The organism is Sphingobacterium thermophilum, from assembly GCF_039541675.1.
Classification (GTDB): domain Bacteria; phylum Bacteroidota; class Bacteroidia; order Sphingobacteriales; family Sphingobacteriaceae; genus Sphingobacterium; species Sphingobacterium thermophilum.
Map to the genome: position 1 here is coordinate 230348 of NZ_BAABGR010000035.1, position 23475 is coordinate 253822.

Here is a 23475-nt window from a genome sequence, read left to right on the forward strand (position 1 = left end):
TGAGTCTGTATACTTTTGAAAATATTTTTTATTTCATTGAAAATCAACGAAATAAAAAATATTTTCTTTTTACACCCCTACCAACCTTGTCTTTCTGCATATTATGAATGAAAGACAACCATTATGAACCATAACCAAATTAAAAACTTACTATCCAAACTTAATTCCAATACCATAAGTCCGTCGGAGCTTGAAACCCTTAAAACATACTTCACCGATCCTACGGCCTCAAAAGTCTTATTGGAAGAGTTTAAGACCGACTTTGAACATATTCAACAACATATAAATCAGTATCCGGAATATACGAATGCAGAGAACACACGCCAACGTCTGCTGAATTCTATACATCCTCATAAGTCAGCGGTTCGGTCTCACAAAAACATTATAGCCCTAGTGGCCTGCCTGATTGTGTTGCTTATGACAACGTATTACCTCTTTCAATACCGTAGCGAAAACAAAAACATTGAAGAGTGGATTACGGTTACCACACCCCATGGGATTAGAAAGAAAGTGACACTGCCGGACAGCACGACTGTCCTGCTCAACGGCAACAGTACGCTTACCTATCCTCAATGGCAGCCCAAAAATTTCAGAATCGTAAAAATACAAGGAGAAGGTTTCTTTGATGTAAAACCGGACAAGCAACGCCCCTTTTTCGTGATTGCTCCACAGTATACTACCAAGGTCGTAGGCACTAGCTTCAATATCAATACCGACATCAATGCCAATATTGAAGTGCGCTCCGGCGTAGTTCAATCCTATGTTATAGAAGCCCACATTAGTGAAAAAGAGCTTATAAACCATTTCGTCAACCGTACAGAATACACATTGCTCCATATCATAGAGTCACGCGCCATAGAGCTAAAAGCTGGTGATATTGCCTACTTAGACGAAAACAAAAATTGGCTTAAACAAAAACATGACCAGCTTCTATGGATCAATAACGAGCTTGTCTATTTCAACGAACCTTTGAAAAATGTAATCAAAAGTGCTCATAGAAATTTCGGCGACTCCATAGTCATCGATAAAAGTCTTGAAGACGTGAAAATCACCATAACCTTCAAAGGCAAAACCAAAGAACAAGTTATCTATACACTTGGTGAATTAGCCAATGCAAAAGTGAAGTTCAATAAACAAAAAAACGTATGGGAGATGAGAACCAAATAAAATACCTTTCATAAAATAGCCAGACTCGCTAGGCAAGTCTGGCCGCAGTTCCTAGATATCAAGGGCCTGAGAAACTTCTTGATATCCGATAATTAACAAAGTTTTAAACCTTATTAATTACAATGCAAATATGCAAAAAAATAGACAATGTATTGCTCATATTAAGTACAGACAAATTATGCGTATATCGTTTATGATTTGGTATTTTGTCCTGACAACATGCATAGTACTCGCCAGCAATGAGAGTTATGGACAGAAAGAACTAAACCAAATAGCTACGGTCAACTTCTCTAATGTGACGGTTGAAGAGGCTTTGGTGCAGCTGCAAAGTAAATACAACGTACCTCTAGCCTACAGCAACACCAACCGTCAGTTAAAAAATAAAATCAACTACAAAGCTCAAAAACCTATAAAAGAAATTTTACAGGATATCCTATCACAGACCAACATGACCTATGAAGTCAAACACGACTTTGTCCGTCTTGTGCAAAAAAACACTTCCACAAACACGGGTCCATCATCTGCCACAGCGCAAACGCAGATAATAGGAAGTATTGTGGATGAGAAAGGTCAACCTATGGCCGGTGTGTCTATCACTGTAAAAGATAAACCTAGTATGGGAACCATCTCTGATATCAACGGTAAGTTTATCTTGGCAGTGCCTACACCTACCGTGCTAGTATTCAAAAGCGTAGGATATCGCGATCAAGAGGTTTCTGTCACCTCTCCTATACAACTCGATATTGTCATGACACCTACAGAAGCAGGGCTGGATGAGGTGGTCATCGTAGGCTTCGGAACACAGAAAAAGGTAAGCTTAGTGGGAGCACAGTCTAGCATCAGCGGAAAAGACCTTCAGGTGCCGGCAGCAAACCTTACCAACGTCCTCGGTGGTAGAATCGCCGGCGTAGTGTCCGTACAACGTACGGGAGAGCCTGGCTTTGATGACGCCAGCGTGTGGATTCGTGGAATTTCAACCTTCAGCCAAGGGTTGAGTGAACCTCTCGTGCTCGTAGATGGAACCCCACGTAAAATGGCCAACGTAGATCCCGAAGATATAGAAAGCTTCACCGTGCTGAAAGATGCTGCCGCAACAGCAGTCTACGGAGTCCGCGGTGCCAACGGCGTGGTCATCATAAAAACAAAATCAGGGACATCAGGAAAGCCTAAGTTCAACTTCCGCTATTATGAAGGGGTAACACAATTCACCACCCTTCCAAAATTTGCAGACGGTATCACCTATATGCGGATGTCTAACGAAGCCTTGACAAACAGAGGAGCAGCACCTATGTATAGTGAAGATCGCATCCAAAAAACTATGTCCGGTGAAGACCCTTATCTATATCCTAATGTGGATTGGATGTCAGCACTATTCAATGACTTCGGAAGACAACGTCGTGGAAACCTCAATATCAACGGAGGCTCTGATCTTTCAACCTACTATGTCGGTGTCAGTTACTTCGATGAAGTGGGACTTTATAAAACTGATGAAACCGTAAACTACAATTATCAGGTAGGATATAAACGTTATAACCTGACATCCAACCTAACGGTTAAGCCAAGTACTACCACAAAAGTAGAACTGGGCGTGCAAGGCTATCTGGCAAATGCCAACTATCCAGGATCGGGACAGGCTACCATCTTCGAAAACGCATGGATGGTAACCCCCGTAATACATCCTATTGTCTTTGAAAACGGAACTATTCCGGACCAAAGGGCAGGCTCTCTGGTAAACCCTTATGCACACCTTACACAGACAGGATATGCCAACCAATGGCGCAATCAACTGTTTTCCAACTTACGTGCAACACAAGAGCTTCCTTTCATTACGCAAGGCCTTTCGGCAACTGCTATGTTCTCCTTCGACGTGTACAACTACACCTCTATGAGAAGAACAAAAAGACCAGACTCCTTCCTTGCCATCGGCCGTGACGCTAACGGCGAAATGCAGTACGAACAGACTTATCAGGGTGAGCGTTTCCTCTCTTTCTCCCGAAATAGCTCTGGAGAGCGTACCATCTACCTTGAAGGTGCCTTAAACTATAACCGCTCTTTCGGCAAACACAACACCTCTGCCATGTTACTCTTCAACAAGAGTGACCTCCTCAACTCTCAGGCATCAACCTTAATTACTTCTCTTCCTTACCGCTATATGGGACTTTCAGGAAGGGTAACATACAATTACAACAACAAGTACTTCGGAGAAGCAAACTTCGGATACAACGGTTCGGAAAACTTTGCTCCTGATCACCGCTTCGGATTCTTCCCTTCCTTCGGAGTAAGCTGGGTGCTTTCGGAAGAGCCTTTCTTCGACAGCCTCAAAGATAAGATAACACTAGCTAAAATTCGATTTTCACATGGTAAAGTAGGAAGCAGTAAGATACAGATTTCCAGTGAGGAACTACGGTTCGCGTACATCTCAACCATTAACAGCGTAACAGGCTATAGCTTTGGCAAAAACCCTAAATCTTTAGGTGGCTACAACATCGGTGAATATGGGGTGGATGTAACCTGGGAAACTTCTATAAAAAGCAACTTAGGCCTCGATATTCAGACAGTCAACAACGAGCTAAACTTCCAGTTCGACTTGTTCAAAGAACGTAGAGAGGGTATCTTCTTACGTAGAGGTAACGTGCCTTCCTATGTTGGTCTACAGTCCGCCCCTTCCGGCAACCTCGGAATCATCGACAACCAAGGGTTTGACGGATCCATCACTTGGAGCAAGAAGTTCAATGATTTCTCTTTCCAGCTGTTAGGAAACATCACCTTCAACCGCAATAAAGTCGTAGAAAACGACCAACCTACTCCTCTATATCCTTGGCTGGATGCCAAAGGAAAGAAAGTAAGCCAGCGCTGGGGATATGTGGCCTTAGGGTTGTTTGAATCACAAGACGACATAGACAACGGTCCTCTACATCCAGGACTGGTACGACCAGGCGATATTAAATTCCAAGATATCAATGGGGATGGTAAAATCGACGACTTTGACAAGATGCCTATGGGATATGGTACTATCCCGGAATTGGTATACGGCTTCGGGCTTTCATTCTCCTACAAGAGCTTCAGCCTCACCTCCTTGTTCCAAGGTGTAGGCAACGTAGACATCCTGCTAAGTGGAGAAGGTGTATATCCTTTCTCGGTATCGCTAAGCCGTGGTAATCTTCTCAGCAACATTGAAGATAGATGGACGGAAGACAACCCTCGTCAGGATGCTTTCTACCCTCGCCTTTCGGATGGTTCTCCAAACGGTAACTACAATCCTAGCACATGGTGGATGAAAAACGGAAGATACTTACGCTTGAAAGACATACAGCTATCTTATCAGCTGCCAAAACGCTTCGTGAATAGCATACACCTTACCAATGCAAGTATATTCTTATCAGGATACAACATCCTGACCTGGAGTCCTTTCAAGTTTTGGGATGTGGAATTGGGTGACGGTCGCGGTACCAGATACCCTAACCTTAAAACTTATTCTATTGGTATGAACATTAACTTTTAGCGAAAAAAACTATGGAAAATAAATATATAAAGATATTGAAATACGTTTTGGTTGCAGGAGTGCTATTCACCGCGTCAGCCTGCAATAAAGATTTCCTAGACCAAGTTCCTGACGACAGGTTAGACCTCAACGAGGTGTTCAACCGTAAAGATCTATCGGAAAACTGGCTTGCTGCAACCTACAACTACATACGCGATGAGACACACCGTACTAATGACACCCCTTGGGATGTAATTTCCGACGATTGTGACGTTTCACAGCGCAACAACCCTTATCGTGTCAACCTAGGTAACTGGAATGCCTCTTCCAATTACTGGAACTTTTGGGACCACTATTATAAAGGCATACGTACCGCTACCACATTTATAAACAACATAGATGGTAACAAGCAGATTTTAGAAGAAAGAGAAGGCCCCAACTTCATCAAACGCCGTAAGGCAGAAGCACGCTTCCTGAGAGCTTTCTTCTATATGGAATTGTTAAAACAATACGGCCCGGTAATCATCATAGGTGACGAAGAAATAAGTCCCGACTTGCCGATGACTGACCCTAAGATGCAACTCGCTAGGAGTTCATATGACGAATGTGTCGATTACATTCTCAGCGAACTAGACCAGGCAGAAGCCGACCTAGACATAGACCACTACTATGGTGATCAAGTGTTGGAAAGCGATATGGGCAGAGCCAGCAAGGTGTTGTGCATGGCCATGCGCAGCAGGCTTTTGCTGTATGCCGCTAGCCCTCTCTACAATGGCAACAAAGATTATGTTGACTTCAAAAACAAAGACGGAAAGCCGCTAATGAACACCACCTACGATGCCACCAAGTGGGAACGTGCAGCCGCGGCCGCAAAAAAATTAATAGACTATGCCGAGTCCTCAGGAAAACTGGGCTTATACAAAAAATATAATACCAATGGAACATTAAATGCTTTCCTATCATACCGAGACTTGTTCCTAGATGTATGGAACATTGAATGGATTCTTGGAAGAAACACAAACAACATAGCGTCCTATCAAAGATCTTGCACTCCTAGATTAGCTAACGGCTACGCTTCCTTAGGTCCTACGCAACAACTCATAGACGCGTACCGAATGGAAGATGGTTCAGTTCCCATTACTGGTTATTTAGCTGACGGTTCCCCTATTATCAATCCAGAAAGTGGTTACTCTGAAACCGGATTCTCCCAATACAAGGCCGTTAGCTCTTCTAGAGAGAAAACAACATTCAATATGTACGTTCGTCGTGAACCACGATTTTATGCTACCGTAACATATAGCGGCAGCGACTGGATTAACGAAACTTCAACCCTAGGGATACGCGAAATCCAGCTCTACTACACCGGAGAATCAGGAAAAGCAGGTTCTCACGACTATTCCGAAACAGGATATCTCTTCCGCAAAAACGTGTCGCCAACATATCATCCTAATGTGACCACAGCTAACCGTGCACACGTCATGATGCGCTATGCAGAAATTTTGCTCAACTACGTCGAAGCATTGAACGAAGCTTCTCCAGGACATCCCGACATCTTGAAATACTTGAACCAAGTACGCGAAAGAGGAGGAATTCCTCCCCTTGCAGGCAGCTATACCCAAGAACAGATGCGTCAGTTTATCCGTACAGAAAGACGTATTGAATTGGCATTTGAACATTTGCGCTACTTCGATACACGCCGCTGGAAAATTGCAGAACAGACAGACGGAGGGCCTTTCTATGGGATGAATGTAGAAGCAGGAACATCAAATACGGATCCTAACTTCTTCAAAAGAACACGCTTTGAAACCCGCGTATTCAGAAAGAGCTTCTACTTCTTTCCTATTCCACAAACAGAAGTGCAGAGAAACCCGAATCTAGTGCAAAATCCTGGTTGGTAATAAACACTAAAACCCATGAAAACAATCATTAACAATATAAATAAAGTTATAGCTTTTGCCCGATTATACAGCTTTATAGTCGGAATCACCCTCATCATACAAGCTTGTAGCGAACCGAAATACGATATTCCGGATGCTGAGTCCTATTCCAAAATATTTATGCAAGCAGCTAGCAATGGAACACTCAGCAAGAGCTTCCCTATAGAAGACACATGGCACAGCATCCCCCTAGGAGCCGGATACGGAGGCCTTGTAAAGCCAGATCAGAAAATCACCGTACAGCTCAGCGTGGATCCTTCTAAACTGGAAGAATACAACACCGCAAATAATACTAACTACACTTTGCCTCCTTCTGGAAGCTATACCTTCGACGGAGGGACTGTAGAAATCCTTCCCGGCCTTAGTGGTAGCAACTCAGTACAGCTCAAAGTAAACCCACTCAAATTGGGTGGAACAAGAACATATCTGATACCTATTTCTATCACCAATGTTACGCCGAACATCCCCATCGCTAATGGCTTAGGAACAGCCTATATTCAGGTAAGCGGCTTTTATGAATCTAACCCTTATACACCTTACGACAAGACAGGGTGGGAAATCGTGGACTACTCTTCGGACAATAACGACAATGCCGTGGGCGGAAGAGCTCGATTTTGTATAGACGATGATGTTAACACCTGCTGGCTGTCTCAATATACGCGGGTAAATGGCGTACGCCCAGCACATCCTCACCATGTTACTGTAGATATGAAGGAAAACAAAGAACTACACGGTATCCAGCTGTTCGGAAGAAAAACTCTGCCGGGAGGAAGCTCTCAAACCTACCTCTTTCCTAAAACCGTGCACATAGAAGTTAGTTCCGACAATAATAACTGGACTTCCGTAGGAGTGTTTACCCTAATACCGGTAGATCAGATTAATCCTGAAGGTACAATGTATTTTGAAGAAACAGTAAGTGGAAGATATGTGAGAGTGACTGTATTAGGAAGTACTAGCCCAACAGGTGATACGACAGCTATTGCAGAACTATATCCATTTTAAAACCTCCTACTAGATTCCTTAACCTAATTCTTTCTATGGCTAGCCATAGAAAGAGTTTTTAATATATGCGATATGAAAAAACTACTAGTCTATGGCTTGATGATTTTCTTAATGGGTTGTTCGAAAAACGAAGAGAACTCGGATTCATCCCCTGTTCCACCGCCAGCAGAAACCCTCTCAGTTTCCGCGATGACATACAATATTTTTGGAGCGAGAAGCGGTGGCATTCCGGATTTACAGATGATAGCTGATGTTATTAACCGTGCAAAGCCAGATCTTGTGGCACTCCAAGAAGTAGATAAAAATACAACTCGCAACAGTAAAAACGGAGACATCGCTAAAAAATTAGCTGAACTTACAGGCATGGACTATCACTTTGCCAAGGCTATCAACGTCTCGGGAGGAGAATACGGAGATGCCGTACTTAGCCGACTTCCAATAAAAGAAAAGCAATCTTTCAACTTGGAGGTAGACCCTACATTGGGAGGAGAAAGAAGGTCAGTAGCTCGCATCCTAGTCGAAAAGGAAGGCAAAGAGTTTTATTTTATAAGCACCCATTTCGACCACCTCAGCGATGAACGTAACCGTATAAAACAGGCCAATGATTTCGTCGCAATGGCTAAAACGTTCAATAAACCGATGATTGTGGGAGCGGACTTCAACGCTTTGCCTGCTTCTAACCCCATGAACATACTGCGCACCTTTTTCACCTACGGTTGTCTCAATGGGAACTGCAGTCAGTATACCTTCTCTACTACCAATCCCGACCGTACTATCGACTATTTGATTTACGCTCCTTTAAATGCCTTTACACCTACATACTATACGGTGTATACTTGGGCAAATAAAGAGTCCGACCATTTTCCGGTCATTGCAACTTTTAAATTGAACTTTTAAAAAATAAAAGTTATTTTTATTAACCATTTAGATAAACCTAAAATCAACCAACATATATCATAATGAAATTTCTGAGTTATTCCTTACTGGCTTTAACCTTATTTGCCTCTCAATCTTTCTCACAAGCCCAAGACAGAGCTTGGCTCATTGGCCAGCAGTTTGAAGAAAGACCGGATCCGGAACCGGCAGACACCAACGCCTGGAAAAAAATTAATACAGGCTTACATTTCAGCTATGCTTCTATAGACCAACGTTATCCCAAGTCTGTCATTCCTGCATTACAAAAATCCTTAACACATAACGTAACAGGCTGGAAAGGCGAGAAAGTGTCAGCCCAAATCCTTCTATGGACCAAAGAAAATATAAAGAGTGTCAGCATTGAGGTCAAAAATGAAAAAAGTTCCAACCAACTTTTGGCAGCAAATACCTCGGCTAGATTTCTGAGATATGTCCTTACCGACGAATTTGGTACAGGCTGTGGTAAAAGAACCCCTACAGACTATCCAGCACATCTTTCTGCCGATATGCTGGACGACCTGAAGCATATAGATATCCCTGCATACTCCGTAAGACCCGTATGGATTACTGTAGATATCCCGGCCTCGATAAAGGCAGACAAATATACCTTAACGTTAAATATTAGAACCGGCAACAAGGTGGTGGGTACCCTCCCCTTGACTGTTAAAGTACAAAACCATACGCTGCCCCCAGCAGCCCAATGGTCATTTCACCTAGACCAATGGCAGCACCCTAGTGCCGTCGCACGGGTCAACAACCTTAAAATGTGGAGCGACGAACATTTCGAAGCTCTGAAACCACAAATGGAATTATTGGCCAAAGCAGGACAAAAAGTCATCACTGCCACATTAAACAAAGATCCATGGCATGTTCAGACCTTTGACCCCTATGCCGATATGATTATCTGGACCAAGAAAAGGGACGGCTCATGGGAGTACGATTATACCGCTTTCGACAAATGGGTATCATTAATGATGGACTTGGGAGTGAAAAAAATGATCAACTGCTATTCCATCGTACCATGGAACAACGAAATTCACTACCATGACGAAACAACCAACAGTATTATCAATGTTGTGGCTAAGCCGGGAACAGCAATCTTCGAAGAGCTGTGGACTCCGTTCCTGAAAGATTTCAGCCGACACCTCAAACAGAAAGGTTGGCTGGAAATTACCAATATCGCACTGGACGAACGGCGAAAAGAAGAGTTAGCTGCTGCCTTCGATCTTATCTCTAGAGTTGCACCCAAACTTGGAGTAGCCTACGCCGATAACCACAAGACCTTCAAACAGTATCCTAATAGTAAGGATGTGAGTACAGCCATTAGAAATCCTATAGATTCTATAGATATCGTGCAACGTCGCTCCAAAGGTCTCAACACCACTTTCTATATCTGCTGTAGCGACAGCTTCCCTAACCAGTTTACATTCTCCTCTCCAGCAGAATCCGCCTATCTGGGATGGTATACTCTAGCAACCGGATATGACGGTATGCTCCGCTGGGCTTTCAACTCATGGGTAGAAAATCCACTGGAAGATTCGCGATTCCGCACCTGGCCCGCAGGAGATACCTACATCGTCTATCCTCAAGCACGAACTTCCGTACGTTACGAAAGACTGGTAGAAGGAATTCAAAGTTTCGAAAAGGTCAAAATTCTTCAGCAAAAACTCAAAAACAAAGGAAGAAACGACCTGATACGTAAAATAGAAGCTGCACTGGTACCGCTACGTAAAAACTTTAGAGACGATCATTGGCTGGAAAATCTAAACAAAGCGAAAGCCCTTGTAAATGAAATTTCCGATATCATATAAAATATTAATTTGCATATATATAATATAAAAGGACTTGAAAAATATTGCTATAAAAAGTATATTTGGAATAACGACCTATGAATAAACCTAATCATGTTTTAATTTTAAGTTAATCTTGAAATTAGAATTTTGATAGCATAGCCAGATAAAATTATGGATGCTACTAAAGTCTATTATACAATCAATCATAAGCTGAGAGAAGGATGTCATGAAGCCTTTATGGAAATATACAACAAAAATAATAGGCTCATGTACAACTATATCAGAAAGTATGTTTCTGATAGTAACACGATAGACGATATCATCCATGATTCATTCCTCAATCTCTGGAACGCTAAAGAACGCATCTCCGTATACCATAAAGTTGAAAATTACCTCTTTCGGATTACGAGAAATGAAATCTACAAATATTATAGGGAGCGCCTCAGGAAATTAAGCATTGAAGAGGAAATCCAAAAGAGCAAAACAGAAAGTTATGTGGTGGAAGGGGAAGATTGTCTGGCCAACCTCGAATACGAAAAGATATACCGCTTGGCGATAATGCAGTTACCGCCACAGCGCCAAAAGATTTTCAAACTGTCCCGAGAAGAAGGCCTGAGCTATCAAGAAATAGCTGAAAGACTGGACATATCACCCAACACGGTGAAAGAACACATGTCATTGGCAATGAAAACCATACGCACTTATCTGGTCAAAGAGCATGACATTGCCTTAGGCATCATTATTCTTAGCCTATTAGCCTTTTAAATATATAGCAAATCTTTAAACAAAAAAGCCTATCTTTCGATAGGCTTTTTATCTTAGAAAATCAAAATCCTTAATCTTCTTTTTTCTCTTCAGTAGCAGGAGCTGCTTCTTCTGTAGCTGCAGGTGCTTCAGCTTTTACCTCTTCAGTAGCTGCTTCAGCTGCTGCTTTTTTCTTACCACCACGACGACGTGTCGCTTTTTTCTCAGTTTTAGCAGTTTTACCGTAAACTTCGTTGTAGTCAACTAACTCGATGAATGCCATCTCAGCGTTGTCACCAAGACGGTTTTCCAATTTGATGATACGAGTGTAACCACCTGGACGATTAGCTACTTTTTCAGAAATTTCGCGGAACAAAATAGATACCGCTTCTTTGTCTTTTAAGTAAGAGAAAACTGTACGACGAGAGTGAGTCGTATCGTTTTTAGATTTAGTAATCAATGGCTCAACGTATTGACGTAAAGCTTTAGCTTTAGCTAAAGTAGTAGTAATACGTTTGTGTTTGATCAATGAAGTCGCCATGTTAGCTAACATCGCCTTACGGTGACTGTCAGTGCGGCCTAAGTGATTTACTTTTTTTCCGTGTCTCATTTTAGTTTTTGTTTTTTGTGCATACCGTTCTTACTAGCCTTAAGCGTTCAGAGGAATTATGCAACAGGTCGCTAAATATAATTTTTAGTTTACTTATTAATCTTCGTCAAGTCTGTATTTAGACAAGTTCATTCCGAATGATAAACCTTTCGATTTAACTAACTCTTGGATCTCGCTAAGCGATTTCTTACCGAAGTTACGGAATTTCAGCATGTCTGCTACATCATATGTTACTAACTCAGCAAGAGTACGAATATCAGCAGCTTTTAAACAGTTCAAAGCACGAACGGATAAATCCAAATCTACTAGCTCTGTTTTCAAAATCTTACGCATATGTAAGATTTCTTCATCCACTTCCTTAGTCTCTTCTTTAGTTTGAGACTCTAACAACATGTTTTCATCGGAGAATAACATGAAGTGTTGGATCAGGATACGAGCCGCTTCTTTCAAAGCATCTTCAGGGTGAATAGAACCATCTGTAGAGATATCCAATACTAACTTTTCATAGTCAGTTTTTTGCTCTACACGATAGTTTTCAATGGTATATTTTACATTCTTAATCGGAGTGTAGATAGAATCTATAGCGATCAAACCTACAGGACCATCAGCTACTTTGTTCTCTTCCGCATTTACATATCCACGACCCTTAGCAACTGACAATTCAACCTCTAGTGTAACTGTAGGTTCCATGTTACAGATTACCAAGTCAGGATTCAAAACTGTAAAGTTGTTTGAAAACTTAGTGATATCACCAGCTTTGAACTGCTCTTGACCATTGATAACTACAAAGATTTTCTCGTTATCCCCCTGCTCACCTGTTTTTTTGAAACGTACTTGTTTCAAATTTAAGATGATTTCAGTTACATCCTCTACGACTCCTTTGATGGTAGAAAATTCATGAGATACGCCCGAAAATCTTACCGACGTAATTGCATATCCTTCAAGTGAGGACAATAAAATACGGCGCAAAGCATTACCAATCGTTACACCAAAACCTGGCTCTAATGGACGAAATTCGAAAGTACCATCAAAATCCGTAGATTTTTGCATGATAACTTTATCCGGTCTTTGAAATGCTAAAATTGCCATTTATATTCTTTTATATTTTTTTCAACAATGTAATCTTAATAGCATATGCATAACCTTCTGAAGATTATGCATATCGCTATTAATTATTATTTAGAGTACAACTCTACGATTAAGTTTTCTTTGATATTCTCAGGGATCTCTGCTCTTTCTGGATAATTTACGAATTTACCAGTAAGGTTTTTAGCGTCCCACTCTAGCCAGCTGTATTTGTTGATTGCTCTACCTGCAACCGAGTTAGCGATAACCTCTAGAGATTGTGAACGCTCACGTACAGCAATTACATCACCTGGACGAACACTATATGATGGAATGTTAACAACTTCGCCGTTAACAGTAATGTGCTTATGTGAAACTAATTGACGAGCTGCAGCACGTGTAGGTGCAATACCTAAACGGAATACTACGTTATCTAAGCGAGCTTCCAATAATTTTAAGAAGTTCTCACCCGTAATACCTTCTTTTGCTGAAGCTTTAGCAAACAAGTTAGCAAACTGACGCTCTAATACACCGTAAGTGTATTTCGCTTTTTGCTTTTCTAACAACTGAATAGCGTATTCAGACTGTTTACCTCTTCTTTTCGATGGACCGTGTTGGCCTGGAGGATAATTCTTTTTCTCTAACGCTTTATCTGGGCCGAAAATTGGCTCTCTGAACTTACGTGCAACTTTGGACTTTGGTCCTGTATATCTTGCCATTTCTTTCTCTGTTTTAAGTATCTATCAGCCTGTAACTGACGAATCTTATCTTAAACAATAATTATTATTAAACTCTTCTACGTTTTGGAGGACGACAACCGTTGTGAGGAAGTGGTGTAATATCCTTAATAGCTGTTACATCAATACCTACTTGTTGTAAAGTACGGATTGCCATCTCGCGACCAGCACCTGGACCTTTAACGAATACTTCAACTTTACGTAAACCTAAGTCGTAAGCAACTTTACCACAGTCTGACGCTGCTTGGCTTGCTGCATATGGAGTGTTCTTTTTAGAACCTCTGAAGCCCATTTTACCAGCTGAAGACCATGAAATAGTCTGACCTGAGTTATTCGTTAAAGTAATAATAATGTTGTTAAAAGTAGCATTGATATGAGCTTGACCAACAGGCTCAACAACAACGATACGTTTTTTAGTAACTTTTTTACTTTTAGCCATTGTTTACTTGTTATTTAGTAGCTTTCTTCTTGTTTGCAACTGTCTTACGTTTACCTTTACGCGTACGAGAGTTGTTTTTAGTACGTTGACCACGAACTGGTAAGTGTTTACGGTGACGCAATCCACGGTAACAACCGATATCCATCAAACGCTTGATATTCAATTGGATTTCTGAGCGTAAAGCACCTTCTACTTTGATCTCATCGTTGATGATAGTACGAATGGCTGTTAATTGCTCATCGTTCCATTCTGAAACTTTAACGTCATGACTGATTCCTGCTTTATCCAAGATGTAAGCAGCTGTGGCACGACCGATACCAAAAATGTACGTTAGGCCAATAACACCTCTTTTGTTTTTAGGTAAATCTATACCTGCTATCCTTGCCATATAATTCTTTAAGCGATTTGTTAACTAATTATCCCTGACGTTGTTTGAACTTAGGGTTCTTTTTGTTGATCACAAAAACTTTTCCTTTACGACGGATCACTTTGCAATCCGCACTACGTTTTTTTACTGATGCTTTTACTTTCATTGTAATAAATTGTTAAAAGCTCTGATTAGAGCATTGTCTTATTTATAACGATAAGTTATTCTACCTTTTGTTAAATCATAAGGCGACATCTCTAATTTCACTTTGTCTCCTGGTAAAATTTTGATATAATGCATACGCATCTTACCGGAAATATGTGCAATAATCTCATGCCCATTCTCCAGTTCTACCCGAAACATAGCATTAGACAATGCTTCTTTGATTACTCCGTCTTGTTCTATAGAGGCCTGTTTAGCCATATATCAATCTTTATTAACGTTTTAACAACCTGCACTTAACAGGAGTGCAAAGATAAACAAAAAATATTGAAAACCAACTACTTTTTATTCAAAACTTTCTCGATCTCGTCAAAATTCAATAGCACGTCCGGAGATCCCTTGCGAATGGCAACCATTTGCTCAAAATGGGCAGACAATTTTCCATCTATTGTACTCACTGTCCAGCCGTCATCCCAGAATTTAACCCCGGCCTTGCCGGCATTAATCATAGGTTCTATACAGATTACCAAGCCCGGTTCCAACTTAGGTCCGGAACCTCTTTTTCCGTAATTCGGAACTTCCGGCTTTTCATGGAGGTGTAAGCCTACACCATGACCAACCAGCTCGCGTACGATTCCGAAATTGTACGGGCGGATATACTCTTGAATTGCAGATGAGATATCTCCCACTCGCTTTCCAGCTACAGCTTGTTCAAGCCCCTTCTGCAAAGAAGCTTTTGTAACGTCTAATAGTAATTGCGCCTCTTTAGAAATTTCTCCTACTCCGAATGTATAGGCAGAATCAGAAATAAAGCCATTAAGGTTCACCCCACCATCTACCGACACCAAGTCTCCGTCTTTAATCACATACTCACTCGGAAAACCATGCACCACCTGATCATTAACGGATATACATAAAGAGTATGGAAAACCTTGGTAATTCAGAAACGCCGGTGTACCACCATGGTCGTGAATAAATTCATAAGCTAATTTGTCCAACGACAATGTAGTAATACCAGGTTTGATTACCTTGGCAACTTCAACGAGTAAATTCGAGAGTACTTTTGCTGACTCTCGAATTTGCTCGATTTGTTCTTCTGTTTTTAAAATTACTTTAGACATCTAAAGAATTAAATTGCTGATTGATCATACCCTTCTACCCCAACAGCCGAACGGCCTTTAACACGTCCGGTTTTCATCAAACCGTCATAGTGACGCATTAATAAATGTGATTCGATCTGCTGAAGCGTATCCAACACTACACCTACCAAAATCAACAACGAAGTACCGCCGTAAAAATGTGCAAATGTATTATTTACACCTAATGCACTCGCTATTGAAGGCAATATAGCGATCACAGCTATGAAAATAGCTCCCGGAAACGTAATGCGAGAAATAACATTATCGATGAATAAGTTAGTCTCGTATCCCGGTTTGATACCTGGTATGAAGCCACCATTTTTCTTCATATCCTCTGCCATCTGTTGAGGGTTGACCATGATAGCCGTATAGAAGAATGTAAACGCTATGATTAAAATAGCAAAGGTGACATTATACGGTATCGAAGTAAAATCTGTCAACGATCTCAAGAAGTCAGAGTTTTGAAAGCTAGGTACAAATTGCGCCAAAGACATTGGTAAGAACATGATAGCCTGAGCAAAAATAATAGGCATTACACCTGCTGCATTGACCTTCAACGGAATGTACTGACGCACACCTCCAATCTGTTTGTTACCAACAATCTTCTTAGCATATTGTACAGGAACTTTGCGCACGCCTTGTACGATTAGTATCGTAAAAATCACAACAAAGAACAAAGCTATGAACTCCACAATGAATGGAATGATACCTCCACCGCTTGGACTCATACGCGATCCCCATTCAGCTATAATACCTCCCGGCAACTGAGCAATGATACCCACCATGATAATCAAAGAGATACCATTACCTATACCTTTATCGGTAATTTTTTCACCCAACCACATCACAAACAAGGTTCCTGCAGTCAACACAATAGCACTTAAAATAGTGAACATCGGATCAGATATAGTTTTCGCGCTGTCATCAATCTGAGTTTTCACGTACGCTATAGCCTGAACCAATGTGATAGCTACTGTAAGATAACGGGTAATCTGATTAAGTTTTTTACGACCAGATTCTCCTTCTCTTTGCATTTTCTGAAACGCAGGAACGGCTATCCCCAATAATTGTACAACGATAGAAGCCGAGATGTAAGGCATTACACCAAGAGCAAAGATTGCCGAACGGGAGAATGAACCTCCGGAGAACATGTTGATCATGCCCAGAAGCCCTTCTTTCTCTCCGGCACTTGCCAAAGCTTCAGGATTTACACCTGGAAGAACCACGTGACATCCAAAACGATAAATAAGAAGAAATAGTAAGGTATTTAAAATACGATTACGTAAGTCTTCAATCTTCCATATATTGGTTAAGGTTGTGATTAGTTTTTTCATGTATTAAAGTTTTACGATAGAACCACCTGCAGCTTCAATTGCTTTTTGAGCAGACGCTGAGAATGCATGCGCTTTAACTTCAACTTTAGCTTTCAACTCACCACGACCTAAGATTTTCACAAGATCATTTTTAGATACAAGACCATGCTCTCTTAAAGTATCGAAATCTATAACTGTCAAGTTATATTTATCTACTAAACCTTGGATAACGTCTAAGTTTACACCATTGTACTCAACACGGTTGAAGTTTTTGAAACCGAATTTTGGTACACGACGCTGCAAAGGCATTTGACCACCTTCGAAACCGATTTTAGTAGAGTGACCTGAACGTGAACCAGCACCTTTATGACCACGTGTAGATGTGCCGCCACGACCAGAACCTTGACCACGACCAATACGTTTTCTGCTTTTTGTTGAACCAACAGCTGGTTTTAAATTACTTAAGTTCATCTTATTAACCTAAATTATGTTGCTCCTTCGCTCTCACTAAACAGGAAACAACGTTAAACAATAAATTTATAAATAAATAACTAATGGAAAGAATAAAATATCCTTTCCATACGATTATTTTTTCATTAGATAGCTTCCACAGCAACTAAATGGTTCACTTTGCGCACCATTCCGATGATAGCTGGAGTAGCTTCTACTTCTACTGAGTGGTTGATTCTTTTCAATCCTAAAGCCTCAATAGTTTTCTTTTGGCGTTCGCTTCTGTCGATAACGCTCTTTATCTGGGTAATTCTAATCTTTGCCATGATAATTAACCGTTAAATACTTTATTTAAATCGACACCGCGGTGTTGAGCTACTGTGTATGCATCGCGCATGCTAGTCAATGCTGCAATAGTTGCTTTCACTACGTTGTGTGGGTTTGATGATCCTAAAGATTTTGCCAATACGTCTTTGATACCGGCTGATTCCAGTACGGCACGCATTGCACCACCTGCCAATACCCCAGTACCGTCTACAGCTGGCTTGATCAATACAGAACCACCTGAGAATTTACCGTATGCTTCGTGTGGAACTGTTCCATTGATGATAGGAACTTTCACCAAATTCTTTTTAGCATCATCAATACCTTTAGTGATAGCTTCAGTAACCTCTTTAGCTTTACCTAAGCCATAACCAACGATACCGTTTTCATCACCAACTACTACGATAGCTGAAAAACTAAAAGTACGACCACCTTTAGTCACCTTAGCTACACGTTGGATGCTAACTAAGCGATCTTTTAATTCAATTTCGCTTGATTTTACTCTTTTAATATTGCTTAATGCCATTCTTTCTATTGATTAAAAGTCTAAACCGCCTTCGCGAGCACCTTCCGCCAATGATTTTACACGGCCATGGTATAAGTACCCATTACGGTCAAAAACTACTTTATTAATACCTGCTGCTAATGCTTTCTCAGCTACTAATTTACCTACAGCTTTAGATTGTTCTACTTTAGTACCTGATGCGGTGAAATCTTTCGACATGCTTGAAGCAGAAACTAAAGTTTTGCCTGTAGTATCGTCGATGATCTGCGCATAGATACCTTTATTAGATCTAAATACTGATAAACGAGGACGCTCAGTTGTACCAGCAAGTCTTTTTCTTATTCCTAATTTGATTCGCTCTCTGCGAGATGTTTTACTTCCTGCCATGGTTATTATTTTTTAGCTGATTTACCTGCTTTTCTTCTTAATACTTCACCCTCGAACTTGATACCTTTACCTTTGTAAGGCTCTGGCTTACGGAAGCTGCGGATTTTCGCTGCTACCTGACCAAGTAATTGCTTGTCGATAGACTCAAGCGTGATTGTAGGGTTTTTACCTTTTTCAGCAGTTGTTGTTACTTTAATTTCCTTTGGCAATACAAAAACAATCTGGTGAGAGAAACCTAATGTCAGTTCCAATGTATTACCAGTGTTTGATGCACGGTAACCTACACCGACTAACTCTTGTGTAGTTTTGTAACCTTCAGTTACACCAATCACCATATTGTTGATTAGCGCACGGTACAAACCGTGTAAAGCTTTGTGTTTCTTTTGATCAGTAGGGCGAGATACGATAATTTTACCGTCTTCGGTGGATACCGTAATGTCGCTATCTACTTTTTGAGTTAATTCACCTTTAGGGCCTTTTACTGTTACCAGATTCTTGTCTGATACAGTTACCGTTACTCCCGCAGGAATAGCGATAGGCGCTTTTCCAATTCTTGACATTTTTCCGTGTTTTTTTTCCTAGATTAATAAACGTAACATAAAACCTCACCACCTACGTTTTGCAGACGAGCTTCCTTATCTGTCATCACTCCTTTAGAGGTAGACAAGATAGCGATGCCCAAGCCGTTCAAAACGCGAGGCATGTTTTCAACACTTGCATACTTTCTTAAACCAGGTTTACTCACACGTGTCAAAGTGCGAATAGCCGGTACTTTGCTAATTGGATGGTACTTCAAAGCGATTTTGATAGAACCTTGAGGCCCTTCTTCAATGAATTTGTAATTAGCAATGTAACCTTTGTCAAAAAGAACTTTTGTAATTTCTTTTTTAAGGTTCGATGCAGGAATTTCAACAACCCTGTGGTTGGCCTTAATGGCATTCCTTACTCGTGTAAGGTAATCCGCGATTGGATCTGTATTCATTTTACTTTATACTGATTTATGACAACGGTTTCCCTGCTCAACCTAGAGCTGAGACCTATTGTCTGTTTAACAAATAATTGCAATGCAAAAACCCTGATAAGTCCTATTTCAGACTTATCCGGGCAAAAATAAATATTTTTTCGAGATTACCAAGAAGCTTTTTTTACTCCTGGGATCTTACCATCTAATGCCATCTCACGGAAGGTAACACGTGAGATACCAAATTGACGCATATATCCTTTTGGACGACCAGTTAATTTACAACGATTGTGTAAACGAACCGGAGAAGCATTCTTAGGTAATTTATCTAAAGCTGCGTAATCTCCAGCTGCTTTCAAAGCTGCACGCTTAGCTGCATATTTAGCTACCAACTTCTGACGTTTGATTTCGCGTGCTTTTACTCCTTCTTTAGCCATTGTTGTTCGAATTTTGATTTTTGAATGGTAAACCGAATTGTTTTAATAACTCCAATGCTTCGATATCGTTTGTAGCTGAAGTTACAAAGGTAATATCCATACCAGCGATCTTGTTGATTTTGTCAATGTTGATCTCTGGGAAGATAATTTGCTCAGTGATACCTAAGTTGTAGTTACCTCTTCCGTCGAAACCTTTGTCGCTGATACCGCGGAAGTCACGGATACGTGGCAAAGACACAGAAATCAAACGGTCTAAAAATTCGTACATATGGTTGTCGCGTAATGTTACACGAGCACCGATAGGCATTCCTTTACGAAGTTTGAAGTTAGAGATATCCTTTTTAGATTTAGTCGCAACAGCTTGTTGACCCGTAATCAAGGTTAACTCAGCGATAGCATTATCGATTAATTTTTTATCTGCTGTAGCAGCACCGATACCTTGCGATACAACTATTTTCTCAAGTTTCGGAACTTGCATAACGCTTTTATACTGGAATTTCTCTTTAAGCGACACACGGATTTCTTCCGCATATTTCGCTTTTAATCTTGGTACGTAAGTCATTATTTAATTTCCTCCCCTGATTTTTTAGCGTAACGAACAATTTTGCCATCTGCATTAACTTTGCGACCAACGCGGGTAGGAACCCCTGTTTTAGGATCTATTAAAGCTAAGTTTGAGATGTGGATAGCAGCTTCTTTCTCGATAATACCACCTTGAGGATTTGCTGCGGTTGGTTTAGTGTGCTTTTTAACTTTGTTAGCGCCTTCTACGATAGCTCTGTTGGCTTCCACCAAAACCTCTAATACTTTTCCTTGGACACCTTTAGAGTTACCGGCGATAACTTTCACTAAATCACCTTTTTTGATTTTTAGTTTGTGCGTTTTTTTAGTTTTCTGTGCCATAATTATAAAACCTCCGGTGCTAGTGATACAATCTTCATGAACTGTTTCTCACGTAATTCACGAGCTACTGGTCCGAAAATACGTGTTCCACGTGGTTCATCGTTGTTATTTAACAATACTGCAGCGTTGTCATCGAAACGAATGTATGATCCGTCTTTACGACGTATCTCTTTTTTCGTACGTACCACTACTGCTTTAGAAACTGCTCCTTTTTTGATGTTTCCTGAAGGCAAAGCGCTTTTTACAGATACAACAATCTTATCTCCGATTGATGCATAACGCTTGCGCGTACCGCCCAATACACGGATTACTAAAACCTCTTTAGCACCGCTATTGTCAGCTACATTTAGTCTAGATTCTTGTTGTACCATGTTATTTAGCCCTTTCTAAAATTTCAACTAATCTCCAGTTCTTTGTTTTACTCAGCGGACGAGTCTCCATGATTAATACCTTATCGCCGATACCGCAGGTATTGTTTTCGTCATGAGCTTTAAATTTAGTAGTTTTCTTCACAAACTTACCGTAGATAGGGTGTTTCACTTTACGCTCTACAGCTACTACGATAGATTTGTCCATCTTGTTGCTAACTACTAAGCCGATTCTTGTTTTTCTTAGATTTCTTTCCATTTCGACTTAAATTTTATGCCTCAGCGGCTGTTTCAGACTTTGCTGCATTCTTACGCTTTGATAACTCAGTAGAGATACGAGCGATAGTTTTGCGTGTTGCTTTTAAAACGTTAGGGTTTTCTAAAGCAGAAACAGCATGTGCAAACTTTAATTTGTTTAACGTAGCTTTCTCTTCAGCCAATTTAGCTGTCAAAGCTTCTGTTGTTAATTCTACGATTTCTGAATATTTCATTGCTTTCAGTGTTAATGTTGGGTTATCAATCGGTTTATATATGCCTCTCGAGTAACGGTCGAGAGGCTAAACTATTGACATTACCAACTTTTTTATGCTCCTACGTAGTCTCTACGTACTACAAACTTAGTTTGTACCGGTAACTTTTGAGCTGCTAGACGCAACGCTTCTTTAGCAACTTCTAGTGGCACACCTTCTGCTTCGAAAAGGATACGTCCAGGGCGTACTACGGCTACCCAATATTCTGGAGCACCTTTACCTTTACCCATACGTACCTCAGCAGGTTTCTTAGTAACCGGCTTGTCCGGGAATATACGGATCCACACTTGACCCTCACGTTTCATATAACGTGTTACCGCAATACGAGCAGCCTCGATTTGACGGCTAGTGATCCATGCTGGCTCCATTGATTTGATACCGAAAGAACCGAAAGCTAATTCTGCTCCGCGAGTAGCATTACCTTTCATGCGGCCTTTCTGCATCTTTCTGAACTTCGTTCTTTTTGGCTGTAACATGTTCGTATTATTTTTAACCTACCGTTAAGGCAGATATTTTACTTCTTGTTGTTAATTAATCCTTTTTAGCACCACGATTTCCACCACGGCGTCCACCACGGCCACGGCCACGGTTGTCACGACGTTCGCCATCGTTACCACCACGAGATCTCGTGTTAGAAGTTTGACCAATGTTTGGAGAAAGATCACGTTTGCCGTAAACTTCACCTTTACAGATCCAAACTTTAACACCGATTTTACCGTAAGTAGTTAAAGCTTCAGCTAAAGCGTAGTCGATATCCGCACGCAAAGTATGTAGAGGTGTTCTACCTTCTTTGTATTGCTCAGTACGAGCCATCTCAGCACCACCAAGACGACCTGAACACATTACTTTGATACCTTCTGCGCCCATACGCATTGTAGAAGCGATAGCTGTTTTCATTGCACGACGGAATGAAATACGTGCTTCTAATTGCTTAGCGATACCTTCTGCTACTAGTTTGGCATCTAACTCTGGACGTTTGATCTCGAAGATGTTGATTTGAACGTCTTTCTTCGTCAATTTTTTCAACTCTTCTTTGATCTTATCTACTTCTTGTCCACCTTTACCGATAACGATTCCTGGACGAGCCGTATGGATTGTTACAGTGATACGTTTTAAAGTTCTTTCAATAACAACTTTAGCTACACCACCTTTTGCGATACGTACAGAAAGATATTTTCTGATTTTTTCGTCCTCAACTAATTTATCGGAATAGTTCTTACCGCCGAACCAGTTAGAGTCCCATCCTCTGATGATTCCTAATCTGTTACCTATTGGATTTGCTTTTTGTCCCATTCTATAATAAATTAGTTGTTAACGTTATTTAAACTATCTACTACCAAAGTCACGTGGTTCGAGCGTTTACGTATTCTGTATCCACGGCCTTGAGGAGCTGGACGTAATCTTTTTAACTGACGGCCACCGCCTACTTGAACTTCTTTCACATACAATGCGCTATCAGCTACTGAAGCTCCTTCGTTTTGCGATTCCCAGTTTTTAATTGCTGACAATAACAATTTTTCAACGCGAGCCGCTGCTTCTTTGCCCGAATGTTTAAGAATATATAGAGCGTTTTCTACTTTTTCGCCACGGATAAGATCCACTACTAAACGCATTTTACGTGGTGAAGTAGGGCAATTCAATAATTTGGCAGTAGAAGCTCCTCCTTTTTGAGCTTTTGCCTGCTCTTTGCGTTGTCTGATCAATACAGACTTCTTAAGTTTTTTTGTTGCTTCCATTAC

At 40.8% G+C, this 23475-nt stretch carries 31 protein-coding genes; 7 read left to right on the plus strand and 24 right to left on the minus strand.

Going from position 1 to position 23475, the window contains the following annotated elements; genetic code table 11:
• The first annotated feature begins 123 nt into the window (after window positions 1–123).
• The 7 genes from ABD873_RS11665 to ABD873_RS11695 all read left to right on the plus strand — a co-directional run bounded on the left by ABD873_RS11665 (window position 124) and on the right by ABD873_RS11695 (window position 11060).
• Window positions 124–1167 carry a FecR family protein gene (locus ABD873_RS11665; RefSeq protein WP_345068518.1) on the plus strand — a complete coding sequence of 348 codons (1044 nt, stop codon included), beginning with the start codon at window positions 124–126 and terminating at the stop codon, window positions 1165–1167.
• 178 nt (window positions 1168–1345) lie between these two features.
• Window positions 1346–4669 (plus strand): SusC/RagA family TonB-linked outer membrane protein, encoded by a 3324-nt coding sequence (locus tag ABD873_RS11670; protein ID WP_345068520.1) that lies wholly within the window; start codon window positions 1346–1348, stop codon window positions 4667–4669.
• Between the two features lie 11 nt (window positions 4670–4680).
• On the plus strand, window positions 4681–6546 hold the full coding sequence (locus tag ABD873_RS11675) for a RagB/SusD family nutrient uptake outer membrane protein (RefSeq protein ID WP_345068522.1): 1866 nt from the start codon (window positions 4681–4683) through the stop codon (window positions 6544–6546).
• Between the two features lie 15 nt (window positions 6547–6561).
• Window positions 6562–7587 carry a BT_3987 domain-containing protein gene (locus ABD873_RS11680; RefSeq protein WP_345068530.1) on the plus strand — a complete coding sequence of 342 codons (1026 nt, stop codon included), beginning with the start codon at window positions 6562–6564 and terminating at the stop codon, window positions 7585–7587.
• 72 nt (window positions 7588–7659) lie between these two features.
• Window positions 7660–8484 carry an endonuclease/exonuclease/phosphatase family protein gene (locus ABD873_RS11685; protein WP_345068533.1) on the plus strand — a complete coding sequence of 275 codons (825 nt, stop codon included), beginning with the start codon at window positions 7660–7662 and terminating at the stop codon, window positions 8482–8484.
• 62 nt (window positions 8485–8546) lie between these two features.
• Window positions 8547–10313: a DUF4091 domain-containing protein gene (locus tag ABD873_RS11690; protein ID WP_345068535.1), complete on the plus strand. Its 1767-nt coding sequence runs from the start codon at window positions 8547–8549 to the stop codon at window positions 10311–10313.
• 153 nt (window positions 10314–10466) lie between these two features.
• Window positions 10467–11060: an RNA polymerase sigma factor gene (locus tag ABD873_RS11695; protein WP_345068537.1), complete on the plus strand. Its 594-nt coding sequence runs from the start codon at window positions 10467–10469 to the stop codon at window positions 11058–11060.
• A 70-nt stretch (window positions 11061–11130) separates the two neighbouring features.
• Here ABD873_RS11695 and rplQ read toward each other — a convergent pair whose 3' ends face one another.
• The 24 genes from rplQ to rplV all read right to left on the minus strand — a co-directional run bounded on the left by rplQ (window position 11131) and on the right by rplV (window position 23472).
• Window positions 11131–11649 (minus strand): 50S ribosomal protein L17, encoded by a 519-nt coding sequence (rplQ, locus tag ABD873_RS11700; RefSeq protein ID WP_345068539.1) that lies wholly within the window; start codon window positions 11647–11649, stop codon window positions 11131–11133.
• A gap of 96 nt (window positions 11650–11745) precedes the next feature.
• Window positions 11746–12738, minus strand: a complete 993-nt coding sequence (locus ABD873_RS11705; RefSeq protein WP_345068543.1) for a DNA-directed RNA polymerase subunit alpha — start codon at window positions 12736–12738, stop codon at window positions 11746–11748.
• A gap of 86 nt (window positions 12739–12824) precedes the next feature.
• Window positions 12825–13433, minus strand: coding sequence for a 30S ribosomal protein S4 (rpsD, locus tag ABD873_RS11710; RefSeq protein ID WP_039054405.1), 609 nt, complete (start codon window positions 13431–13433; stop codon window positions 12825–12827).
• Between the two features lie 67 nt (window positions 13434–13500).
• Window positions 13501–13890: a 30S ribosomal protein S11 gene (rpsK, locus tag ABD873_RS11715; RefSeq protein WP_039054404.1), complete on the minus strand. Its 390-nt coding sequence runs from the start codon at window positions 13888–13890 to the stop codon at window positions 13501–13503.
• A gap of 10 nt (window positions 13891–13900) precedes the next feature.
• Window positions 13901–14278 carry a 30S ribosomal protein S13 gene (rpsM, locus tag ABD873_RS11720; RefSeq protein ID WP_345068548.1) on the minus strand — a complete coding sequence of 126 codons (378 nt, stop codon included), beginning with the start codon at window positions 14276–14278 and terminating at the stop codon, window positions 13901–13903.
• A gap of 28 nt (window positions 14279–14306) precedes the next feature.
• On the minus strand, window positions 14307–14423 hold the full coding sequence (gene rpmJ / locus ABD873_RS11725; RefSeq protein WP_039054402.1) for a 50S ribosomal protein L36: 117 nt from the start codon (window positions 14421–14423) through the stop codon (window positions 14307–14309).
• Window positions 14424–14461: 38 nt separating this feature from the next.
• The gene (gene infA, locus ABD873_RS11730; RefSeq protein WP_079643278.1) at window positions 14462–14680 is read right to left on the minus strand and encodes a translation initiation factor IF-1; all 219 of its coding nucleotides are present in this window, start codon (window positions 14678–14680) and stop codon (window positions 14462–14464) included.
• A 77-nt stretch (window positions 14681–14757) separates the two neighbouring features.
• Window positions 14758–15540, minus strand: coding sequence for a type I methionyl aminopeptidase (map, locus tag ABD873_RS11735; RefSeq protein ID WP_345068551.1), 783 nt, complete (start codon window positions 15538–15540; stop codon window positions 14758–14760).
• An 8-nt stretch (window positions 15541–15548) separates the two neighbouring features.
• Entirely contained in the window at window positions 15549–16892 is a 1344-nt protein-coding gene (secY, locus tag ABD873_RS11740; protein WP_345068553.1) for a preprotein translocase subunit SecY, read from the minus strand.
• Between the two features lie 3 nt (window positions 16893–16895).
• Window positions 16896–17342, minus strand: coding sequence for a 50S ribosomal protein L15 (gene rplO / locus ABD873_RS11745; protein WP_039054257.1), 447 nt, complete (start codon window positions 17340–17342; stop codon window positions 16896–16898).
• 125 nt (window positions 17343–17467) lie between these two features.
• Window positions 17468–17647: a 50S ribosomal protein L30 gene (rpmD, locus tag ABD873_RS11750; RefSeq protein ID WP_345068556.1), complete on the minus strand. Its 180-nt coding sequence runs from the start codon at window positions 17645–17647 to the stop codon at window positions 17468–17470.
• 5 nt (window positions 17648–17652) lie between these two features.
• Window positions 17653–18171, minus strand: a complete 519-nt coding sequence (gene rpsE, locus ABD873_RS11755; RefSeq protein ID WP_039054259.1) for a 30S ribosomal protein S5 — start codon at window positions 18169–18171, stop codon at window positions 17653–17655.
• 12 nt (window positions 18172–18183) lie between these two features.
• Window positions 18184–18537, minus strand: coding sequence for a 50S ribosomal protein L18 (gene rplR, locus ABD873_RS11760; protein WP_345068558.1), 354 nt, complete (start codon window positions 18535–18537; stop codon window positions 18184–18186).
• Between the two features lie 5 nt (window positions 18538–18542).
• A complete protein-coding gene (rplF, locus tag ABD873_RS11765) occupies window positions 18543–19097 on the minus strand; it encodes a 50S ribosomal protein L6 (RefSeq protein ID WP_039054260.1) in 555 nt (184 codons plus the stop codon).
• Window positions 19098–19120: 23 nt separating this feature from the next.
• Window positions 19121–19519, minus strand: coding sequence for a 30S ribosomal protein S8 (gene rpsH, locus ABD873_RS11770; RefSeq protein ID WP_039054261.1), 399 nt, complete (start codon window positions 19517–19519; stop codon window positions 19121–19123).
• 146 nt (window positions 19520–19665) lie between these two features.
• On the minus strand, window positions 19666–19935 hold the full coding sequence (rpsN, locus tag ABD873_RS11775; protein WP_039054262.1) for a 30S ribosomal protein S14: 270 nt from the start codon (window positions 19933–19935) through the stop codon (window positions 19666–19668).
• Entirely contained in the window at window positions 19928–20497 is a 570-nt protein-coding gene (gene rplE / locus ABD873_RS11780; protein ID WP_345068559.1) for a 50S ribosomal protein L5, read from the minus strand. Before rplE ends, rpsN begins: the two co-directional genes overlap by 8 nt.
• Window positions 20497–20838 carry a 50S ribosomal protein L24 gene (gene rplX / locus ABD873_RS11785; protein WP_345068560.1) on the minus strand — a complete coding sequence of 114 codons (342 nt, stop codon included), beginning with the start codon at window positions 20836–20838 and terminating at the stop codon, window positions 20497–20499. Before rplX ends, rplE begins: the two co-directional genes overlap by 1 nt.
• A 2-nt stretch (window positions 20839–20840) precedes the next feature.
• Window positions 20841–21209, minus strand: a complete 369-nt coding sequence (gene rplN / locus ABD873_RS11790) for a 50S ribosomal protein L14 (RefSeq protein ID WP_039054264.1) — start codon at window positions 21207–21209, stop codon at window positions 20841–20843.
• A 1-nt stretch (window position 21210) separates the two neighbouring features.
• Window positions 21211–21465 (minus strand): 30S ribosomal protein S17, encoded by a 255-nt coding sequence (rpsQ, locus tag ABD873_RS11795; RefSeq protein ID WP_039054265.1) that lies wholly within the window; start codon window positions 21463–21465, stop codon window positions 21211–21213.
• 13 nt (window positions 21466–21478) lie between these two features.
• Window positions 21479–21697, minus strand: coding sequence for a 50S ribosomal protein L29 (gene rpmC / locus ABD873_RS11800; RefSeq protein WP_039054266.1), 219 nt, complete (start codon window positions 21695–21697; stop codon window positions 21479–21481).
• Between the two features lie 92 nt (window positions 21698–21789).
• A complete protein-coding gene (gene rplP, locus ABD873_RS11805; RefSeq protein WP_039054267.1) occupies window positions 21790–22212 on the minus strand; it encodes a 50S ribosomal protein L16 in 423 nt (140 codons plus the stop codon).
• 55 nt (window positions 22213–22267) lie between these two features.
• Complete coding sequence (gene rpsC / locus ABD873_RS11810) at window positions 22268–23029, minus strand: 30S ribosomal protein S3 (RefSeq protein WP_345068565.1); 762 nt, start codon at window positions 23027–23029, stop codon at window positions 22268–22270.
• A gap of 11 nt (window positions 23030–23040) precedes the next feature.
• On the minus strand, window positions 23041–23472 hold the full coding sequence (rplV, locus tag ABD873_RS11815; protein WP_345068567.1) for a 50S ribosomal protein L22: 432 nt from the start codon (window positions 23470–23472) through the stop codon (window positions 23041–23043).
• Window positions 23473–23475: the final 3 nt, after the last annotated feature.

Bases quoted from the DNA above. Each gene is read 5' to 3' on its own strand.
- ABD873_RS11665 (WP_345068518.1), top strand. From the start codon at position 124: ATGAACCATAACCAAATTAAAAACTTACTATCCAAACTTAATTCCAAT.
- ABD873_RS11670 (WP_345068520.1), top strand. From the start codon at position 1,346: ATGCGTATATCGTTTATGATTTGGTATTTTGTCCTGACAACATGCATA.
- ABD873_RS11675 (WP_345068522.1), top strand. From the start codon at position 4,681: ATGGAAAATAAATATATAAAGATATTGAAATACGTTTTGGTTGCAGGA.
- ABD873_RS11680 (WP_345068530.1), top strand. From the start codon at position 6,562: ATGAAAACAATCATTAACAATATAAATAAAGTTATAGCTTTTGCCCGA.
- ABD873_RS11685 (WP_345068533.1), top strand. From the start codon at position 7,660: ATGAAAAAACTACTAGTCTATGGCTTGATGATTTTCTTAATGGGTTGT.
- ABD873_RS11690 (WP_345068535.1), top strand. From the start codon at position 8,547: ATGAAATTTCTGAGTTATTCCTTACTGGCTTTAACCTTATTTGCCTCT.
- ABD873_RS11695 (WP_345068537.1), top strand. From the start codon at position 10,467: ATGGATGCTACTAAAGTCTATTATACAATCAATCATAAGCTGAGAGAA.
- rplQ (WP_345068539.1), bottom strand. From the start codon at position 11,649: ATGAGACACGGAAAAAAAGTAAATCACTTAGGCCGCACTGACAGTCAC.
- ABD873_RS11705 (WP_345068543.1), bottom strand. From the start codon at position 12,738: ATGGCAATTTTAGCATTTCAAAGACCGGATAAAGTTATCATGCAAAAA.
- rpsD (WP_039054405.1), bottom strand. From the start codon at position 13,433: ATGGCAAGATATACAGGACCAAAGTCCAAAGTTGCACGTAAGTTCAGA.
- rpsK (WP_039054404.1), bottom strand. From the start codon at position 13,890: ATGGCTAAAAGTAAAAAAGTTACTAAAAAACGTATCGTTGTTGTTGAG.
- rpsM (WP_345068548.1), bottom strand. From the start codon at position 14,278: ATGGCAAGGATAGCAGGTATAGATTTACCTAAAAACAAAAGAGGTGTT.
- rpmJ (WP_039054402.1), bottom strand. From the start codon at position 14,423: ATGAAAGTAAAAGCATCAGTAAAAAAACGTAGTGCGGATTGCAAAGTG.
- infA (WP_079643278.1), bottom strand. From the start codon at position 14,680: ATGGCTAAACAGGCCTCTATAGAACAAGACGGAGTAATCAAAGAAGCA.
- map (WP_345068551.1), bottom strand. From the start codon at position 15,540: ATGTCTAAAGTAATTTTAAAAACAGAAGAACAAATCGAGCAAATTCGA.
- secY (WP_345068553.1), bottom strand. From the start codon at position 16,892: ATGAAAAAACTAATCACAACCTTAACCAATATATGGAAGATTGAAGAC.
- rplO (WP_039054257.1), bottom strand. From the start codon at position 17,342: ATGAACTTAAGTAATTTAAAACCAGCTGTTGGTTCAACAAAAAGCAGA.
- rpmD (WP_345068556.1), bottom strand. From the start codon at position 17,647: ATGGCAAAGATTAGAATTACCCAGATAAAGAGCGTTATCGACAGAAGC.
- rpsE (WP_039054259.1), bottom strand. From the start codon at position 18,171: ATGGCATTAAGCAATATTAAAAGAGTAAAATCAAGCGAAATTGAATTA.
- rplR (WP_345068558.1), bottom strand. From the start codon at position 18,537: ATGGCAGGAAGTAAAACATCTCGCAGAGAGCGAATCAAATTAGGAATA.
- rplF (WP_039054260.1), bottom strand. From the start codon at position 19,097: ATGTCAAGAATTGGAAAAGCGCCTATCGCTATTCCTGCGGGAGTAACG.
- rpsH (WP_039054261.1), bottom strand. From the start codon at position 19,519: ATGAATACAGATCCAATCGCGGATTACCTTACACGAGTAAGGAATGCC.
- rpsN (WP_039054262.1), bottom strand. From the start codon at position 19,935: ATGGCTAAAGAAGGAGTAAAAGCACGCGAAATCAAACGTCAGAAGTTG.
- rplE (WP_345068559.1), bottom strand. From the start codon at position 20,497: ATGACTTACGTACCAAGATTAAAAGCGAAATATGCGGAAGAAATCCGT.
- rplX (WP_345068560.1), bottom strand. From the start codon at position 20,838: ATGGCACAGAAAACTAAAAAAACGCACAAACTAAAAATCAAAAAAGGT.
- rplN (WP_039054264.1), bottom strand. From the start codon at position 21,209: ATGGTACAACAAGAATCTAGACTAAATGTAGCTGACAATAGCGGTGCT.
- rpsQ (WP_039054265.1), bottom strand. From the start codon at position 21,465: ATGGAAAGAAATCTAAGAAAAACAAGAATCGGCTTAGTAGTTAGCAAC.
- rpmC (WP_039054266.1), bottom strand. From the start codon at position 21,697: ATGAAATATTCAGAAATCGTAGAATTAACAACAGAAGCTTTGACAGCT.
- rplP (WP_039054267.1), bottom strand. From the start codon at position 22,212: ATGTTACAGCCAAAAAGAACGAAGTTCAGAAAGATGCAGAAAGGCCGC.
- rpsC (WP_345068565.1), bottom strand. From the start codon at position 23,029: ATGGGACAAAAAGCAAATCCAATAGGTAACAGATTAGGAATCATCAGA.
- rplV (WP_345068567.1), bottom strand. From the start codon at position 23,472: ATGGAAGCAACAAAAAAACTTAAGAAGTCTGTATTGATCAGACAACGC.